Here is a 17483-nt window from a genome sequence, read left to right on the forward strand (position 1 = left end):
CAGGCAGGCGTCAGGCCTGGACATACGCGCCGGCCATTGCAGGAGCGGTCCGTTCCAGTCTGGCCATGATCTCAAATGATCGTCGATCCATCAGGAAAGGGCGCGGCGGCGCCGTCCTTCCGCAAACAGTCCAGCCTCTGCTATGCTGGCATAATGGGCAGGCGATCGGATCATACACGGCCGGAACTTGAGCGGCTTTTTGTGATCGAGGGCCACAGACACATGGCCGAAGTCGGATTCGCGCGCTTCTCGGCGCGCGAGGTGGCCAAGCGCATCGGCTATTCCATCGGCACCCTGTACAATGTTTTCGGCACGCTGGATCAGCTCCTGATCGCCATCAACACCCGGACGTTCCGGCTTTGGGCCCAGGAGGTGCGTCAGGCGCTGGACGGATGCGACGGCGACAGGATCCGCTGTCTGGTCGAGGCCTATTTCGGCTTCGCCCGCGCCCACACGAACAGTTGGCGCGCCATCTATGAGCATCATCTGCCGCCGGATGTCGCCCTGACCGATATCCAGAACCGGCAACGCGGCGAACTGACCGGGATCATAGCAGACGAGGTGGCGGCCATTCTGCCTGAGGGCGCCGCCGCCGATGCGCCGCGACTGGCCCGTTCGCTGATTGCGGTGGTTCACGGTCACTGTGTCTTTGACCTGAACGGCAGCTTCGACCTGATGAATGTCGGAGAGCCGGTGGAACTGGCGCTGGAGCGTGTACGCGAAAGCCTGAGGCACGCAGGCGCATCCACGGTCGTTTCCTGAAGTCCGGTCCGGAGCGTCTGCAGACAGGGGGAGGCGACGCGCCGGCAGATCAATCGTCTTACCGGGCCTTGAGGATCAGCGCAGGGTCATCTCTTCATATACCGGCACGCGGTGACGGATTTTCACGCCGCCGACGCGCGGGGCGTAGGCGAACAGGTCCTGGTGTTCGATCAGGAAGAGGGAAGGCGCGGCGTCCCGGTACATCCGTCCCAGTTCCTGATAGGCCTTGAGCCGTTCGCCGTCATTCATGATCTCGCGCGCAACCTTCAGCTTCTCCGTAATGGCCGGATCGCAGAAGAAAGGGGTCGGCCGCAGGCACGAAAAGTCCTCCATGGAGCGCGTGACGTCGTAGTACTGGAAACTGTTCCATGACAGGGCCAGGGCTTCTCCGGCCCAACTGTTGGTCTGATACTTCATCAGGAAGTCGGGCATGGTCATGACTTTCAGCCGGGTTTCGACGCCGATGGCGCGCCAGTATTCGGCGACGGCCTGCGACATCAGATCGTCGCCGGGCGCAGCATCGGTCATGACCTCCATCGTCAGCCGGAATCCGTTCGGATAGCCGGCTTCGGCCAGCAGGCGCCGGGCCCTGGCGGGATCATGCGGATAGGGCGCGATCGACGGGTCATGGCCAAAGGCACCTCTGGGGGCGGGTTGGCCAGAGGGTCGGGCGCCTTTCGGCAGCAGGGATGAAATGGCGTCCTTGTCCACCGCATAGTTCAGCGCCTGGCGGACACGGACGTCCCGCAGCGGCGAGGACGGGTCGCCGCCCACGTTGCGGAAGGAATAGGCCTTCACCTGCATCGAGGGCGTGTGGATGACGTGGAAGCCGTTGCGCTCCAGCCGCTCCGTTTCCTCCAGATCGACGAGGGACAGGTCGACATCGCCGGATAGAAGGGCCTGGGTGCGGCCCGCTGCGCTGGGCAGTTCATAGAAGACGACACCTTCTATGCCTGACGGCCGCCATGATTCCGGGTTTCGGGCCAGGGTCAGGCGGCGGGTGCGCTGGTCCCAGCCGGTCATGATGAAGGCGCCGGTGCCTATGGGGTTACGGGCATAGGCGTCCATGCCCATCTCGGCCAGGGCTGCAGGCTCGACCATCATGAAGGCGGCCAGTCGTCGGGGCAGGACGGGGTCGGGCCGTTCGGTGCGGATTTCAAGCTCCAGCGGGCCGGTGGCGCGCGCGCTGACAATGCCGCGAGCCTCGGATCCGATCAGGGTGCGTTTTCCCTGTTCGGAGTGCAGGAAGTCGAATACGCCGGCGGCCGATGCGGCGTCAAACGGCCGGCCATTGGAATAGCGCACGCCTTCGCGCAGCCGGAAACGCCATACGGTGGGTTCGACCAGCGTCCACTCCGTGGCCAGGCCAGGCCCCAACTGGCCTTCGTCGTCTATGGCGGTCAGGCCGTCGTAGATGGCCAGCCAGAGCAGTGATCCGGGGCGGCCGTTGCCGCGAAACGGATTGCCAAGGCTGGGCGGCAGGCTGCCTGCGGCCACACGCAGCACCTGACCGTCACGCGAAGGCGTTTTCTGGCCTCCGTTCCTGCCTCCGTTCTGGCCCGCATCCTGACCGCATGCGGCGACCAGCGCTGCGCACAGGCCGGCGATGAAGAAGCGGCGAATTCGGTTCAGCGTCATGAGCCTGGCTGTTCCTGCATGCGGGCGTTGGCGCCGATGATGTCCATGACGCCGACCAGGGCGTCGCCGCTGACCGGTCCGCCTGCTTCCAGAGCTGCGCTCAGGCGCGGGTCTGCCAGGGCCGCCGCCGGGTTCAGGGCTGCGGCCAGAAGCAGTCGAGTATAGTCGCTTTGCGGATGATACAGGACGTGGGCGACAGGGCCCTGTTCCACCACTTCGCCATCGCAGATGACGCAGACCTGATCGGCCATCCGGCGCACGCTGCGCATGTCGTGCGAGACGAACAGCATGGCCAGGTTCAGCCGCTCTTTCAGTTCCAGCAGCAGGGCGGAGATCTTGTCCTGATTGGCGAAATCCAGGGCTGACAGCGCTTCGTCGGCGATCAGCAGGCGCGGCTCCATCGACAGGGCTCGGGCGATGGCGACGCGCTGCTTCTGACCGCCGGAAAGGGCGGCGGGACGCAGGTCCAGCAGTCTATGGTCCAGGTGAACGAGGTCCATCAGTTCCGTGACGCGACGGCGTCGTGCGGCGCGGCCCAGCCTACGCATGACGATCAGCGGTTCTTCCAGCACGGAGCGGATCGACTGACGCGGATTCAGGCTGGCGCCGGGATCCTGGAACACCATCTGGACGCCGTGCAACATGGCGCGGGTGCGCTTGCCCAGCGGGGGCAGCGGCGCGCCGGCGAACAGGATTTCCCCTTCTGCGGGATCGGCCAGACCGGCGACGGCGCGCACCAGCGTCGACTTGCCTGAGCCTGACTCGCCCACGATGGCCATGACCTGGCCGGGCGCCAGGTCGAAACCAGCGCCGCGCAGGACAAACCGGCGATCACGCCCGTTTCCATAGGCGACGCCCAGATTCCGGATCGACAGCAGCGGTGCGGTCATGGCCGTCTCCCCAGATGGGCGGCGTCCCGCAGGCTGCGGGTGAAGGGGTGTTCGGGCTGATACAAGACCTGTTCTGTCGGCCCTTCCTCGACGATGTCGCCTTCCAGCATGACGGCGATGCGGTCGCAAACGGCGGCGGCGGCGGCTATGTCATGGGTGATCATAAGAGCCGCCGCCTGCCGGGCCTGACGTCGCAACAGCGCCAGAATCTGCAACTGCACCGTGGGGTCCAGGGCCGTGGTCGGTTCATCCGCAAGGATCAGGGCCGGTTGGTTGATCAGGGCCAGGCCGATCATGGCGCGCTGACGCTGGCCGCCCGACAACTGGTGCGGCCACGCGTCGATGCAGGCCTCGGCGCCGGGCAGGCGCATGGCCCGCAGGGTCTCGATGGCCAGGGCCCTGGCAGCGGCCTTGTCCAGTCCGCGATGACGTCGGGCCGACTCGACCAGGATGGAGCCGACCGTCTTCACCGGATTGAACGAGGACAGCGGGTCCTGGAACACCATGCCGATCCGCCCGCCGCGCACGGCGCGCCATCCGGCTTCGTCGAGGTTGTCGATGCGGCGGCCTTCCAGATGGATTTCTCCGCCCGCGACGCGCACCCCCGGCGGCGTCAGTCCGCCGACGGCGAAACAGGTCAGGGTCTTTCCGGACCCGGACTGGCCGACCAGGCCGACGATTTCCCCGCGCCGGATGATGAGGTCCAGGTTGGGGATCAGCACGCGTCCGTCTGCCACGCTCTCAAGCCTCAGGCGGCGGATATCCAGCACGGTTCCGGGCGTTATGTTCATCTCGGCGACGTTCATCGGGCCAGGTTCCGCAGATGCTGGCCCAGGCTGTGGGCGGCGACGATGATGATGACCATGGCGAAGGCCGGGCCCAGCGTCAGCCACGGCGCCTGCAGCATGTAGGCGCGTCCCTCGCCCAGCATGGCGCCCCAGGTCGCCGCGCCCAGCGGCGCGCCGATGCCCAGGAAGGACAGGGCGCTTTCGGCCACGATCATCTCGGCGAAGTGGAAAACCACCAGCACGGACAGCGTCGGCACGAGCGCGGGCAGGAGGTGCCGGGTATAGAGACGCACGACGCTCATTCCCGTCATCTCTGCGGCCTGGACATACTCGCGCTGGAACAGGCTGGCGGCCTCGGCATAGACCACCCGCGAGAACACCGGCCAGGTCACCAGGCCCAGGGTCAGCGTCACCGCCCAGAATCCGCTGTCGCCCAGCAGGGCGATCACGGTCACCGCCATGACGAACGAGGGAAAGGACTGCGTGAAGGTGGTCAGCAGCCTGAGCGCGCCACCCAGCCATGCGCCCCTGTGCGCCGCCGCCAGGCCGAAGGTCGCGCCGATGCAGAAGGCGATCAGGGTGGCGCAGAAGGCTGATCCGACTGACCAGCGCATTCCGTTCAGAAGGCGCGCCAGGACGTCGCGACCCAGTTCGTCCGTGCCCAGCAGATGGCCCGGCGCAAGGGGGGCGGCCAGACGCATCGACAGGTCGATCACGCGATGGTCATGACCGGAAAGCCGGTCGCCGAACACCATGACGGCGATGCAGCCAAGGCCGACCGCGCCGACGGCGACAAGGGCGGGCGACAGCGGGCCGAATCTGGCGCGGCTCATGATGCAGCCCTCGTCCTGTCGCCGATGCGTGGATCCAGAAGGGCCTGAACAGCTTCGGTGACGGCGTTGCTCAGGAAGACGCTGACCACCATGACGAAGACCACCGCCTGCACTACGGGAAAGTCAAGGTTCAGTGTCGACTGCACCAGCAGCCAGCCGATTCCCGGCCACGCGAAGATGGTCTCGATGACCACCAGGCCTGTCAGCATGAAGGCCAGTTCGGCGCTGATCAGAGCGACCGCTCCCAGCAGGGCGTTGGGCAGGACATGCCGCCACAGAATTTCATTCCCGGACGCTCCGGTTGAACGGGCGGTGCGCACGAAGTCTGCGGCCAGGGCGGCGTGGGTATTGGCTTCGACCACGCGGATCAGCTTGGGCGCCAGGAAGGAGACGACCGAGATCACAGGCAGCACCCATGTCTCCGGTCCGCCGTAACCAATCGACGGCAGCCACTCCAGACCGGCGGCGAACAGGTTGATGAGCAACAGGGCGATGACGAAGCCGGGGAAGCCCTGCATGACAGTCAGCGCGCCGCGCGTCATGCGACGCGCCGCCCCCGTCCGCTTCTGGCCCAGCCAGGCGCCCAGCGGCAGGGAGATCAGAAGATTCAGGCCCAGCGCCATTGCGGCCAGGAACAGGGTGGCGGGCAGGGAGGCCAGCACCTTCTCCAGCGCCGGGGCGCCGTCCGCCAGCGACCGGCCGAAGTCGCCGTGGAGCAGCCGCAGCATGGCGTGGCCGTACTGGACGATCATGCTTTTATCGAAGCCGTATTCGACCCGCACCGCCTCGACCTGAGCCGGCGACGCGCCTTCGCCCGCGATCACCAGCGCCGGATCGCCCGTCAGTCGCAGCAGAAAGAACAGCACGGTCATGGCTGCGATCAGGACGAGGGCGAAGTCCCTCACGCCGCCCAGGAGACGGGAAGAAGACATCAGGAGCGACGGCCTTCAGCAAGTTCGTCCATGCGGGCCGAATGGGTTTTGGACATGTTCTGAACGATCCGCGCCGACTAGTCGTATCTAAGTTAAGACATCATCCTTGGAGGCAAGCGCAGCCCCTGTCAACGACGCACTGGAACGGCGTCGCCAGTCGTTGCTTCAGAAACTGCGCACGGGCGGGCGATCGGGTGGCGGGAAAAGCTGATACGCTCCGACAACACTCGGCATTGGCAGGACGGCGGGTTCACGGGGCGTGCGGACTGTCTCTCGCTGAGACGTTTTCCGCCCTTAAGCCGTGGGTCGACTGCGCCCGTTCCGGCGATGGGGCGCAAAGATCTGCGATGCCTGCGAGCAGCCGCAGCAAGTCACGTACTGATTTTCAGATGCAAACGGCTCACGGACCGTTGAAAGGACGATGGTGGGTGATCACAGGTTCGAACTGTGGACCCGCTGATTAAGAGTCAGCTGCTCTACCAACTGAGCTAATCACCCGTACCGTCGTCTGCGCCCTTGGTGTGGCGCCGGTCCCTTGCGTCGGCGGTGTTTGCCTCGGCGAAGGGCGCTCCTATTACTCAGGACTGGGGCCGGGCGCAAGCGTGAATTGCATCTTTTATCATCATTGCATGGCGCGCTAAGGTCGCGCCTTGATTCAGCCGCCAATGCAAGTGCGGCAGGGGGAGTAAACGATTATGGCGTTCTGGAATCGTCGACGTTCGATCGACGTGATGCTGGCACCGAATTCGGGGCCGGGGCTTAAAAAAACCCTTGGGTGGCCGCACCTTATGGCGCTGGGCGTCGGCGCCATCGTCGGCACCGGCATCCTGACGCTGATCGGAGTCGGGGCGGGCCTGGCGGGTCCGGCGGTGCTGATCAGCTTCGCACTCGCCGGTCTGGTGTGCGCTTGCGCCGCTTTGGCCTACGCCGAACTTTCGACGATTATGCCCGCATCGGGCAGCGCCTATACCTATTCCTACGCCGCGCTGGGCGAGATTTTCGCCTGGGTCGTGGGCTGGAGCCTGATCCTGGAATATTCGCTGGTCGTGTCGACGGTCGCCGTCGGCTGGTCCGGCTATGCCGTGCCGTTCCTGGCGGGACTGGGCATCGACCTGCCGTTCGCCCTGACCGTGGGGCCGCACGTCGAGGGCGGGCTGATCAACCTGCCGGCCATCTTCATCATCGCCGTGGTGACCGGCCTGTTGCTGCTGGGCACCAAGGAAAGCGCCACGCTGAACGCGGTGCTGGTGTTCGTGAAGATCGCCGCCCTGGTGGTGTTCGTGGCCATCGCCATGCCGCACTTCGATACGGCCAACTTCACGCCCTTCATGCCCAACGGCTTCGGAGCGCCCTTCGTGCAGACGGGGGTGATGGCGGCTGCGGCCATCATCTTCTTCGCCTTCTACGGCTTTGACGCCATCGCCACGGCGGCCGAAGAAACCAAGAAGCCCGAGCGCGATCTGGCCATAGGCATCGTCGGCTCGATGGTGGTCTGCACCGTGCTGTACATCGCCGTCGCCGCCGCTGCGATCGGCGCTGCGCCGGTGTCCAGCTTCGCCGACAGCCCTGAGCCGCTGGCGCACATCATGCGCGGTCTGGGCCAGGGCGTCGCCGCTCAGTGGATCGCCGCCGCCGCCGTGATCGCCCTGCCGACCGTGCTGCTGGCCTTCCTGTTCGGCCAGAGCCGCATCTTCCTGGGCATGTCGCGCGACGGCCTGCTGCCCAACCGCCTGGCCAAGATCTCCAAGCGCGGCGTTCCGGCTGTGGTGACGGTGTTCACCGCCATCGTCGTGGCCTTCCTGGCGGGCATCATGCGTCTGGACGAACTGGCTTCGCTGGCTAACGCCGGCACCCTGATGGCCTTCATGGCCGTGGGCGTCAGCCTGATCGTGCTGCGCGTGCGCGAGCCGAACCGCGAGCGCAAGTTCAAGGCGCCGCTGTGGTGGCTGGTCGGCGGCATCGCCATCGTCGGCTGCATCGTCTTCTTCTTCAGCCTGAAGAGCTCGACCCAGTTCTACTTCCTGCTGTGGAACCTGTTCGGTCTGGCCGTCTATCTGATCTGGTCGTCGCGCAACTCGCGTCTGGCCAAGGGCGAAGAGGCCGAAGGCTGAATGGCCAGACGCGACCTGTCGGGGGCGGTGGATTTCACCGTCCTCGAAGCCATGACGGCGGGCATGGATGACGTGACGGACGAAGTGCTGGGCCTGTTCGCCGAACAGGCCCGCATGTGGTCGGCCATGCTGGATGCGTCCAGCGAGGGTTGGCGCGACGCCGTCCACACCATCCGCGGCGCCGGGGCGGGCATCGGGGCAAAGGCCCTGGCCCAGGTCTGCGAAGAGGTCGAGTTCGGCGAACAGGCGGCTGCGCCCGCCGGGCTGGAGCGGGTCCGCACAGCACTGGATGCGGCGTTGGCCGACGTCGCGGCCTATCGTCACGAACTGGCGCTGAAGAGCCTGAAGGGCTGAGACCGACCTCCTGTCTTGCAGCAGAATTCAAACAGATCAGGGGCCGCCGGGCGATGCGCTCGGCGGCCCCTTTTTCCATGGAACTGCGGTCACGTCTCTGCGCGTGAGGCCGGGCGGCTTCTGACCGGTCGTGCGGGCTGGCCGGCGTGGATGTCGCGGCCGCGTCGCTCGACCTCCTGCAGGATGGCCGCCAGTTCCTTGTCGGTCAGGTGCTCGATGCCGATGAAGCGAGAATCGGCCTTCCTCACCGCATAGATCAGCTCGTCCATCTTGGCGTGCATGGCGGCTGCGTCGCGGTTCTGGGTGCTCTGGATCAGAAACACCATCAGGAAGGTGACGATGGTCGTGCCGGTGTTGATCACCAGCTGCCACGTCTCATTGAACCCGAACACCGGCCCCGTCACCGCCCAGACCAGGACCACCGCCACGCAGATGATGAAGGTCCACGGCCGTCCCGCCAGTTTGGCGGTCGCATTGGCCAGATGGTTGAACAGCTTTTCCATTCCGGCGGAACGGCGGCCGCTGGGCCGGGTTCCGCCAGGTCAGAAACGGCCTCAGTCCGCCTTCTGCGCCGCCCGCGTCCCGATCGTGCGGTCCAGGAAGTCGAGGTAGGTCCGCCACTGGTGCAGCTGACGATCATTGCCCCGGATGCCGTGGCGCTGGCCCGGATAGAGCATGGTCTCGAACGGAATGCTCTTTTCCTGCAGCGCGTTCAGCACCCGCGTGGTGTTCTCGAAGATCACGTTGTCGTCGGCCATGCCGTGCATCAACAGCAGGCGGCCCGTCAGGTTGTCGAGACGCCCCAGCACGTCCGAAGCGGCGTAGCCCTCCACATTGCCCTGCGGCGTCGACATATAGCGCTCGGTATAGGCCGTGTCGTACAGGCTCCACTCCGTCGGCGGCGCCCCCGCCAGCGCCGCCGCCAGCGCCATCTTGGGCTCCGTCAGCGCCATCAGGCTCATGAACCCGCCGTAGGACCAGCCCATCATGGCGATGCGGCTGTCGTCGACGTAGGGCAGCGAGCGCAGATAGTCGGCGCCGATGACCTGATCCTCAATCTCGGGCTGGCCCATCTTCAGATAGAGGGCCTGTTTGAAGGCGGCCGAGCGGTCGCCTTCGCCCCGGTTGTCCAGACGGAAGACGATATAGCCCGCTTCGGTGAGCAACTGGTTCGTCGCCCCCTGCCAGGCGTTCTTCACCCCGCCCGCCGACGGGCCGCCATAGACCTGCATGACGACCGGATACTGCTTCGACGGATCAAAGCCCGGCGGCGTGGTCATCTGCCAGACCAGGGTCTCGCCGTGGCTCTGCAGCGTGCCGAAGGTCGGCTTCTGCTGGCGCTCGGCATAGGGCCAGAAGGGGTGGCCGGGCTGGAGCTTATTTTCCTCGATCCAGCGCACGCGCTGGCCGTTGATCGAATAGAGCGCCGACTGCGCCGGGGTGTTCACGTCGGTATAGTTGCCGACATAGGCCGTGCCGGTGTTGTTGACCGAGGCGCTCCACCAGCCGCCGCGCGGCGTGACTTCGATCGGGTTCAGCGTCCGTTTGTAGCTGGCGCGGAACAACTGCTGCTCGATCGGATATTCCCGGCCGTCGCGCATGGAGGCGGTGAAGAAGACCTCGCCCGTCTCCTGATTGACGCCGTCCAGCGACTTCACCGGATAGTCGCCGCGCGTGACGGCCCGCAGCTGACGCCCGTCCTTGTTGTAGAGATACAGGTGACGCCACCCGCTCTCTTCACTCGACCAGATGAAGTTGCCGTCCTTCAGCGCCTTGAAGTCGTGGGTGACGTTGACCCAGGCGTTCGAGGTCTGGCTGGCGATCACCCGGCTGGCGCCCGTGGCCGGATCGACGCTGAGCAGGTCCAGCCGCTTCTGATCGCGCGACAGGCGCTGGACATAGGCGACCGAGCCATCCGCCGCCCAGTTCACCCGCCCCAGATAGATGTCCGTATCGGCGCCCAGATCGACCTTGACCCTCTGGCCGCCCTGCACGTCCTGAACATACAGCTCGACCACCGCGTTGGGCCGTCCGGCGCGGGGGTAGCGCTGCTGGGCCACCGAGGCGCCGCCGCCGGTGATGTCCAGACGCGGGATCACGTCCACGGGGCTCTCGTCCGTGCGTTGCAGGGCGATGTAACGCTCGTCCGGGCTCCACCAATAGCCGGTGTCGCGGTCCAGTTCTTCCTGGGCGATGAACTCAGCGGCGCCCCAGGTGATCAGGTCCTTGCCGTCGGTGGTGATGGCCTGTTCGGCGCCCGTCTCCAAATTGAGCACGAACAGGTTCTGGTCGCGCACGAAGCTGACGAACGATCCCTTGGGCGAGACCTTGGCGTCGATTTCGTCCGCCGCCGTTTCGGTCAGGCGCCGCACCGAGCCATCGGCGCGGTTGGCCAGGAAGACGTCGCCTTCCAGCGGAGCCAGGATATAACGGCCCTGTTCGTCCCACGAATATTCGACCACGCCGCGCTGGGAAATCCGCATCCGCTCGCGCCGCGCCTTCTCGGCCTCGGACAGTTCGCCGGCGTCGGGGACCAGGGCGCGGGCGTCGATCAGCTTGAACGGCTCGCCCCCCTTCACCGGGGCTGCCCACAGGTCCAGCACGTCCACGTCGTCCTCGCGCGAGCGCAGGAAGGCGACCAGCTCGCCGTCGGGCGACAGGCTGACCCCCTTGGCCACCGGCCCGGCCAGGGACGGATTGGCGAAGACCCGCTCGACCGTCAGGATCGAGGCCGCGGGCGCCGTGGCGGCGGGCGGCGTAGCGGGGGGCTTTGCGGCTTGGGGCGAGGATTGTGCGAACACCGGGGTCGCAGCCATCAGGATCGTCGAGGCGAGAAGAAAAGTGCGCATGGCGGTGAAGCTAGAACCGGAATCTTCCGCCGTCATCCGCAATTCGTCCCGACATAATCGGCCAGCCTGCCTTTCAACCTGTGTCAGACTGCATCACGCCCAAAAAAGAAGCACAGCGGATTTCAGACAATTCAGACGAATTGGACTCTCTTTTTCCTTCCTTCGCCCACAAGGGGAGAAGGGTCTTTATCCCTCTTGACCGGCTATTTGAGCGCCTTCTTCCTCAAGCGACAGAAGGATGCCGCACCACCCTTTCGCAACCGCCCCTGACGGCCTAGGTAGTCGCCATGTCTGACGCCTCCCCCTCAGCCCCGCCCGTCAAGGCCAGTCCTTTCCACGAACTCGAAGTCCTGTGGGTCCGCCACTGGAACGATCAGCTGTTCAGTTTCGGCGTGAAGCGGCCCGAGGATTTCCGCTTCCGCTCAGGCGAGTTCGTCATGATCGGCCTGCCGGGCGAAGACGGCGGCAAGCCCATTCTGCGCGCCTATTCCATCGCCAGCCCCTTCTGGGCCGAGGAACTGGAGTTCTTCTCGATCAAGGTCGAGGACGGCCCCCTGACCTCGCGCCTGCAGAAGATCGTCGCGGGCGACAGCGTGCTGATGGGCAAGAAGCCGACCGGCACCCTGGTTCTGGACGCCCTGACCGGCGGCGAACGTCTGTGGCTGATCGGCACCGGCACGGGCCTGGCGCCCTGGTTGTCGGTCGCGCGCGATCCCGAGACCTATTCACGCTTCAAGCAGGTCATCGTCTGCCACACGGTGCGCAACGTCTCGGACCTGGCCTACCGCGACTTCTTCAGCCACGAGATTCACGACGACCCGCTGATCGGCGACGAAGCCAAGGCCCAGCTGACCTATTATCCCACCGTGACCCGCGAGCGCTTCGAGACGCCGGGCCGCATCACCGACCGCATCAAGTCGGGCGACGTCTTCGCCGACCTGCAACTGCCCATCGGCTTTTCGCCCAACAGCGACCGCGTCATGCTGTGCGGCTCGATGGCCATGATCAAGGAGACCGGCGAACTGCTGGAATCCTACGGCCTGAAAGAAGGCTCGAACGCCGAACCCGGCGACTATGTTCTGGAGCGCGCCTTTGTCGGCTGACCTGATGACCTCTCCCCGCACCGTCGCCATTGACGAACGCAAGGCCCCCGAAAACTGCGCCTCGATGGCTGACGTGCGTCAGGGCGTGGATGCGCTGGACCGGGCGCTCGTCACCCTGTTGGCCGAGCGTCAGCGCTACATGGACGCCGCCGCCCGTATCAAGCCGAACCGCGACGCCGTCTTCGATCAGGCCCGCATCGACGACGTGGTGGCCAAGGTGCTGAAGGCCGCCGAGCCCGCCGGCCTGTCGCCCGACATCGCCGAGCCGGTCTGGCGCCTGCTGATCGACCGCTGCATCGCCCACGAGTTCGCAACCTGGGACCAGACGCGCGGCTGATCTTCCTTCTCCCCTTGCGGGAGAAGGTGGCCCGTCAGGGCCGGATGAGGGGTGTTGACGCGCCATGAAAAAGGGGCGCGGGACACATCGTCCGGCGCCCCCTCATCCATCCGGCTTCTCCCACACGGGGGGAAGGCGGCGTCGTGTTGGCCTTAGTCGCGGTAGTTCAGCGCCGGAGCGCGGTCGCCCAGCAGGGCGCGGTACTGGAAATTCGGGCCGCGGCGTTGCTCGAACTCGGCCTTGGCGGCGGCGATGGTGTCCGGGCTCTGGAACAGCTCGGCGGTTGTCAGGGCCAGGGTCTTGGCCGCCACATGGGCGCCCTTCAGGCCGATGGACGTGCCGGCGGCCACCACGTTCTGCCAGCTGTGGCCTGCCGAACCGGGCACGAAGGTCGCCGTCGACAGGCCGACCGTGGGCGTCACCCACGACACGTCCGATACGTCGGTCGAGCCGCCGAAGTCGCCGCCGATGATGGCGGGCTGGATCTCGCCGACCGTCGACAGAGGCGGGGCGTTCTTCAGCGTCTTCTGGATCTCGGCGCCCAGGGCGGTTTCCTCGGGCGTCCAGGTGATGGCGCCGACATGGCGCAGGTTGCGGTCCATGACGTGCATCAGGGCTTCGTTCGGCAGCATGGAGTAGACGCCGCCGATGGCCTCGAACTCGACGCGGGTTCCGGTGCCCATGGCCGCGCCTTCGGCCGCCAGCTTCACGCGCTCCAGCACGTCGCGGACGATTTCAGGGTCGTTGTGACGGACGTAGTAGTAGCTCTCGGCATAGGCCGGGACCACGTTGGGCGCCTTGCCGCCGTCGGTGATGGCGTAGTGGATGCGGGTGCGGTCAGGGATGTGCTCGCGCATCATGTTGACCATGTAGTTCATGGACTCGACCGCATCGAGCGCCGAGCGGCCCTTGTCCGGGGCGGCGGCGGCGTGCGACGCCGTGCCGTAGAAGCGGAACTTGCCCGAGACATTGGCCATGGTCTCGCCCTGGCTGGCCGAGTTCACATTGCCCGGGTGCCAGTGCAACGACACGTCGACGTCGTCGAACAGGCCGTCGCGGACCATGTAGACCTTCCCCGAGCCGCCTTCTTCGGCCGGGGTGCCGTAGACGCGCAGTTCGCCCTTGATGTTGTTGGCTTCCATCCAGGCCTTGACCGCGATGGCGGCGTGGACCGAGGCGGCGCCGAACAGGTTGTGGCCGCAGCCGTGGCCGGCGTTGCCGCCCGCTGATTCCTGGACCGGGCTGAGAGTCTGCGACAGGCCGGGCAGGGCGTCGTATTCGGCCAGGACGGCGATGACAGGGCCTGCGCCGTTCTTGAAGCTGGCCAGGAAGGCGGTCGGCTCGCCCGCGATGCCCGGCGTCACGGTGAAGCCGGCGTCGCGCAGCTGGCCCTGCAGCAGGGCCGAGCTTTGGGTCTCCTGATAGCCCAGCTCGGCGAACTTCCAGATTTCCATCGCGGCGTGGTCGAGCGCGTTCTGGTTGCTGTCGACTGTGGCGGTGATCTGCTGTCTGGCCTGGGCCGATAGTTCGGCGGCGGCGGCTGAGGTGGCGACGGGGGCAAAGGCCGTCAGGGCCGCAGCGACGGCAAGGGCGCGCAGGGAGGGGGATTTCGGGGACACAGGTTTCATGGAGGGTTCCGTCTGACTGTTGTCTCAAATGAAAAGGGCGGGGGATATCGATCCCCCGCCCCGTCAGGTTTGCAAGATCGTTCTTAGAAGGTCTTGCGGATGTTGGCGTACCAGTAACGGCCGTAGGGCTGGTGAACCGTGCCCAGATAGCCGTCCGAAGCCAGCGGCGGCTTTTCGTCGGTGATGTTGCGCACGCCGATGCGGACGGCCGTGCCGTGCAGCAGGCCTTCGTCGAACTCATACTCGCCGTACAGGTTGGCGGTGAGCAGGGAGTCGACCGTCCAGGCTTCGCCCAGGTTGTTCTTGAGCGTGTCCTGATAAACGCTGCCCGTATAGGAGGTGTAGGCTCCCACCGAGACGTTGTCGTAGCGCCAGGTCGCCGAAGCCGACCACTTCCATTCCGGACGGCCGCCGTCGCGGATCAGGTCGCCGGCCGAGCCGGAGAAGGAGATGAACGGGTCGATATCGCCCTTGGCCTGGGCGTCCATCAGTTCCTTCACCTGCGGCGACGGATCCAGATAGTACTTCAGCAGGTGCGAGACGTTGAAGTTGGCGTTGAAGTCGCCGAACTTGGTGCCGCGCAGGCTCCACATCAGGCCCAGGTCGATGCCCTGGACTTCCTGCGGCTGCAGGTTGTCGTAGCGGTCCATGACGTAGAGGATTTCGCCCGCTGCATCGAGACCGGCCGCCGCGAACAGGGCCTTGTCCTGGGCAGAAGCCTCAGCACGGACCACGTTCGGGTTGTAGCTGCCCTGCTGGCGCAGCAGGTAGTCCAGCGTCAGGGCGTTCTGGCCGCGGAAGACGCCGACCATGCCTTCCTGCTTCACGTTCCACCAGTCGATGGTCAGGGTGAAGTCGCCCAGGTTCGCAGGCGTGAAGTCCGGCTGGACCACGACGCCGAACGACAGGGTTTCGGACTCTTCCGCCTTCAGGTCCGGGTTGCCGGCGCGCTGTTCGGCGACGTTGCGGCGGATGCGGGCGTTGTTGAACGAGCCCTGGGCGCCGACGCACTCGTTCATATTGGTGATATTGCCGTTGCGACGCAGCGCTTCACAGAAGATCCAGTCGGTGCTGCTGTTGTTGCGCGTCACCAGGCTGGCGTTGACCTGTTCCAGGTTCGGGGCGCGGAAGCCCTGAGCCCACGAACCGCGGAAGCGCAGGCCGTCGGCCACGTCCCAGGCCACGGCGACCTTGGGCTTGGCGATGTCGCCGAAGTCCGAATAGTGTTCGTAGCGGCCGGCGATCTGGGCTTCCAGATTGTGGACGAACGGGATGTTCATCTCCGGCGAAACCAGCGGCAGGGCGAACTCGAGGTAGGCCGAGTAGACGTCGCGCTTGCCCTCGGTGTCCGGGTTCGGCGACGAGTTGACCAGGTCGCTGTAGACTGCGCCCGTCACCGGGTCGGTGAAGGTGACCGTGCCGTCGATGCGGCTGTCACGATCGTCCAGCTGGGTTTCGTGGCGGGCTTCGACGCCGGCGGCCATGCCCACGTGACCGGCAGGCAGGGCGAAGAGATCAGCGCGCGAAACCTTGAAGTCCCACAGGGCCAGGCTGGTTTCCGTGTAGCGGCGCATCTTGGTGCGGATCGCGTCCAGCGCCGCCTTGTTGGCGCCCGTGCCGCCCACCGAGGGGTTGGCCAGGTTGCTGCCCGCGAAGGGGTTGTAGGCGTCCGGCGTCGACAGCGACATCTGACGGAACAGGGCGCTGGTCTCGATGTTGTCGCTCAGGTCCTCGGCGCTGGCTTCGGAGTACAGCAGGGCGGTTTCCCAGTTCCAGCCGTTCCAGTCGCCGCGCAGGCCGCCCAGCACGCGATACTGCTTGTTGGTGACGTCGACCTGGATCGGACCCATGTCGTCGAAGCGGTAGTTGCGCAGTTGCAGGTCGGCGCCGTCAGCCGGGGCGGTGACGCCCGGCAGGCGGTTCGGATTCAGCGTGCCGTCTGCGAAGGTGATCGGTCCGAACGGGTTGTAGTAGTTTGACTTCGGAACCGTCAGCAGGATCGAGGACAGGCTGCCGATCGACGCCTGACGCGCTGAGGTCTTGGCGTGGTAGCCGCCCAGTTCGCCGAAGGCTTCGACGTTGTCGTTGATCTGGAAACGGCCGGTCAGGAACAGGTTGAAGCGGTCGACCTCCGGCATGACCGTCAGGTCCTGCGCGGCGGTGTCAGCATACAGTTGGCGGTCGACGGCCGTGCCCGAACGCAGGCACAGGTCATCGCCCATGTTGATGGCGCAGTTCTTTTGGAAGCTCTGCGGCTGGATGCTGAAATCGGTCAGGTCCTTGGCGGCGCCCGGCAGGCGAACGCCCGGCGTCAGGACTTTGAAGCTGCCCCATGGCGAAAGCGACGAACGGCCATCCAGGCTGGCGACGTTCTCGTAGCCGGTGCCGGCGAACAGGGCGCGCTTGTCCGACGAGGCGGTGTAGTCCTGGTCCAGCGTCGAGAGTTCGGCGCGGTGGTCGTAGTTGAAGAACATCGAGATGTTCCCGCGACCGTCGAAGATGTCCTTGCCGCCATACAGCGAGAAGTTCGACTCCCACATGTCGGTGCCTTCGGCGGCGCCGTATTGGGCCGAGACAGTCCAGTTGTTCATGTCGTCGCGCAGGACGGTGTTGACCACGCCGGCCACGGCGTCGGCGCCGTAGATGGCGGCGGCGCCGTCACGCAGGACTTCCATGCGCTTCAGGCCCGACACCGGAATGGCGTTGGTGTTGTAGGTCAGGACCGGCACCAGGTGCTCGTTCGCCTGCGAGGTCGGGTGACCCACGACGCGGCGGCCGTTCAGCAGCACTAGGGTGTTGCCGATGCCCAGGTTGCGCAGGTTCACCGAGCCGGTGTCGCCGCGCGCCGAGTTCGAGCTGTTCGGCAGATAGGAGGAGTTGAACGCCACATCGCCCATCTGCGGGATGGAGCGCAGCAGTTCGTCGCCCGAGGTGGCGGCGGTGGACTGGATCAGTTCCTCGCCGACCATGGTGACGGGCAGGGCGGCCGTGACCTTGGCGCCCTTGATCTGCGACCCGACGACGACGATTTCGTCGACCTGTGTGGGTTCATCGGCGGGAATATCCTGAGCGATGGCGGCCGAGGCGCCGAACAGCGCCGTACTGGCCAGCATGACGGCTTTCACGCCGTGCCTGGCAAAAATGGAACGCATACTGACTGTCATCCCCATGTCGTTTTTTCGCCAGGTCGTTCACTCGGATGAGCGACGCTTCCGCCTGGCTTGACCAATGATGTTTGAAGCGCGTCCCCCTGGTCGC

14 protein-coding genes and 1 tRNA gene are annotated in these 17483 nt (G+C 65.8%); 5 read left to right on the forward strand and 10 right to left on the reverse strand.

The features are described 5' to 3' along the window. The first annotated feature begins 222 nt into the window (after positions 1-222). Complete coding sequence (locus ACORJG_RS03655) at positions 223-762, forward strand: TetR/AcrR family transcriptional regulator (RefSeq protein ID WP_427791702.1); 540 nt, start codon at positions 223-225, stop codon at positions 760-762. Between the two features lie 75 nt (positions 763-837). Here ACORJG_RS03655 and ACORJG_RS03660 read toward each other — a convergent pair whose 3' ends face one another. The 6 genes from ACORJG_RS03660 to ACORJG_RS03685 form a co-directional block, all read right to left on the reverse strand. Next, complete coding sequence (locus tag ACORJG_RS03660; RefSeq protein ID WP_427791704.1) at positions 838-2400, reverse strand: ABC transporter substrate-binding protein; 1563 nt, start codon at positions 2398-2400, stop codon at positions 838-840. After that, entirely contained in the window at positions 2397-3290 is an 894-nt protein-coding gene (locus tag ACORJG_RS03665) for an ABC transporter ATP-binding protein (RefSeq protein WP_427791706.1), read from the reverse strand. The genes ACORJG_RS03660 and ACORJG_RS03665 overlap by 4 nt, the downstream gene beginning before the upstream one ends. After that, positions 3287-4096 carry an ABC transporter ATP-binding protein gene (locus ACORJG_RS03670; RefSeq protein WP_427791708.1) on the reverse strand — a complete coding sequence of 270 codons (810 nt, stop codon included), beginning with the start codon at positions 4094-4096 and terminating at the stop codon, positions 3287-3289. Before ACORJG_RS03670 ends, ACORJG_RS03665 begins: the two co-directional genes overlap by 4 nt. Then, positions 4093-4911 carry an ABC transporter permease gene (locus ACORJG_RS03675; protein WP_427791710.1) on the reverse strand — a complete coding sequence of 273 codons (819 nt, stop codon included), beginning with the start codon at positions 4909-4911 and terminating at the stop codon, positions 4093-4095. Before ACORJG_RS03675 ends, ACORJG_RS03670 begins: the two co-directional genes overlap by 4 nt. Further along, complete coding sequence (locus ACORJG_RS03680) at positions 4908-5843, reverse strand: ABC transporter permease (protein ID WP_427791712.1); 936 nt, start codon at positions 5841-5843, stop codon at positions 4908-4910. Before ACORJG_RS03680 ends, ACORJG_RS03675 begins: the two co-directional genes overlap by 4 nt. A 422-nt stretch (positions 5844-6265) precedes the next feature. Next, positions 6266-6341 (reverse strand) — tRNA-Lys (locus tag ACORJG_RS03685). A gap of 197 nt (positions 6342-6538) precedes the next feature. Here ACORJG_RS03685 and ACORJG_RS03690 point away from each other — a divergent pair. Both ACORJG_RS03690 and ACORJG_RS03695 read left to right on the forward strand, forming a co-directional pair. Next, complete coding sequence (locus tag ACORJG_RS03690; RefSeq protein ID WP_346532160.1) at positions 6539-7954, forward strand: amino acid permease; 1416 nt, start codon at positions 6539-6541, stop codon at positions 7952-7954. Beyond that, the gene (locus ACORJG_RS03695; protein ID WP_427791714.1) at positions 7955-8308 is read left to right on the forward strand and encodes an Hpt domain-containing protein; all 354 of its coding nucleotides are present in this window, start codon (positions 7955-7957) and stop codon (positions 8306-8308) included. A gap of 89 nt (positions 8309-8397) precedes the next feature. Here the strand turns inward: ACORJG_RS03695 and ACORJG_RS03700 are convergent, their stop codons facing one another. Together ACORJG_RS03700 and ACORJG_RS03705 are read right to left on the reverse strand one after the other, a co-directional pair. Further along, the gene (locus tag ACORJG_RS03700) at positions 8398-8811 is read right to left on the reverse strand and encodes a low affinity iron permease family protein (protein WP_427791716.1); all 414 of its coding nucleotides are present in this window, start codon (positions 8809-8811) and stop codon (positions 8398-8400) included. 51 nt (positions 8812-8862) lie between these two features. Beyond that, the gene (locus tag ACORJG_RS03705) at positions 8863-11157 is read right to left on the reverse strand and encodes a S9 family peptidase (RefSeq protein ID WP_427791718.1); all 2295 of its coding nucleotides are present in this window, start codon (positions 11155-11157) and stop codon (positions 8863-8865) included. 287 nt (positions 11158-11444) lie between these two features. Between ACORJG_RS03705 and ACORJG_RS03710 the strand changes: the two genes are divergently transcribed. Together ACORJG_RS03710 and ACORJG_RS03715 are read left to right on the forward strand one after the other, a co-directional pair. Continuing rightward, on the forward strand, positions 11445-12260 hold the full coding sequence (locus ACORJG_RS03710) for a ferredoxin--NADP reductase (protein ID WP_427791720.1): 816 nt from the start codon (positions 11445-11447) through the stop codon (positions 12258-12260). A 4-nt stretch (positions 12261-12264) separates the two neighbouring features. Next, positions 12265-12597: a chorismate mutase gene (locus ACORJG_RS03715; protein WP_427791722.1), complete on the forward strand. Its 333-nt coding sequence runs from the start codon at positions 12265-12267 to the stop codon at positions 12595-12597. 152 nt (positions 12598-12749) lie between these two features. Here ACORJG_RS03715 and ACORJG_RS03720 read toward each other — a convergent pair whose 3' ends face one another. Both ACORJG_RS03720 and ACORJG_RS03725 read right to left on the reverse strand, forming a co-directional pair. Beyond that, positions 12750-14225 carry an amidohydrolase gene (locus ACORJG_RS03720; protein WP_427791724.1) on the reverse strand — a complete coding sequence of 492 codons (1476 nt, stop codon included), beginning with the start codon at positions 14223-14225 and terminating at the stop codon, positions 12750-12752. An 83-nt stretch (positions 14226-14308) separates the two neighbouring features. Continuing rightward, positions 14309-17377 carry a TonB-dependent receptor plug domain-containing protein gene (locus ACORJG_RS03725; RefSeq protein WP_427791726.1) on the reverse strand — a complete coding sequence of 1023 codons (3069 nt, stop codon included), beginning with the start codon at positions 17375-17377 and terminating at the stop codon, positions 14309-14311. Positions 17378-17483: the final 106 nt, after the last annotated feature.

Origin of the sequence: Brevundimonas diminuta, assembly GCF_050310045.1 — a bacterium.
Taxonomy (GTDB): Bacteria; Pseudomonadota; Alphaproteobacteria; order Caulobacterales; family Caulobacteraceae; genus Brevundimonas; species Brevundimonas diminuta_F.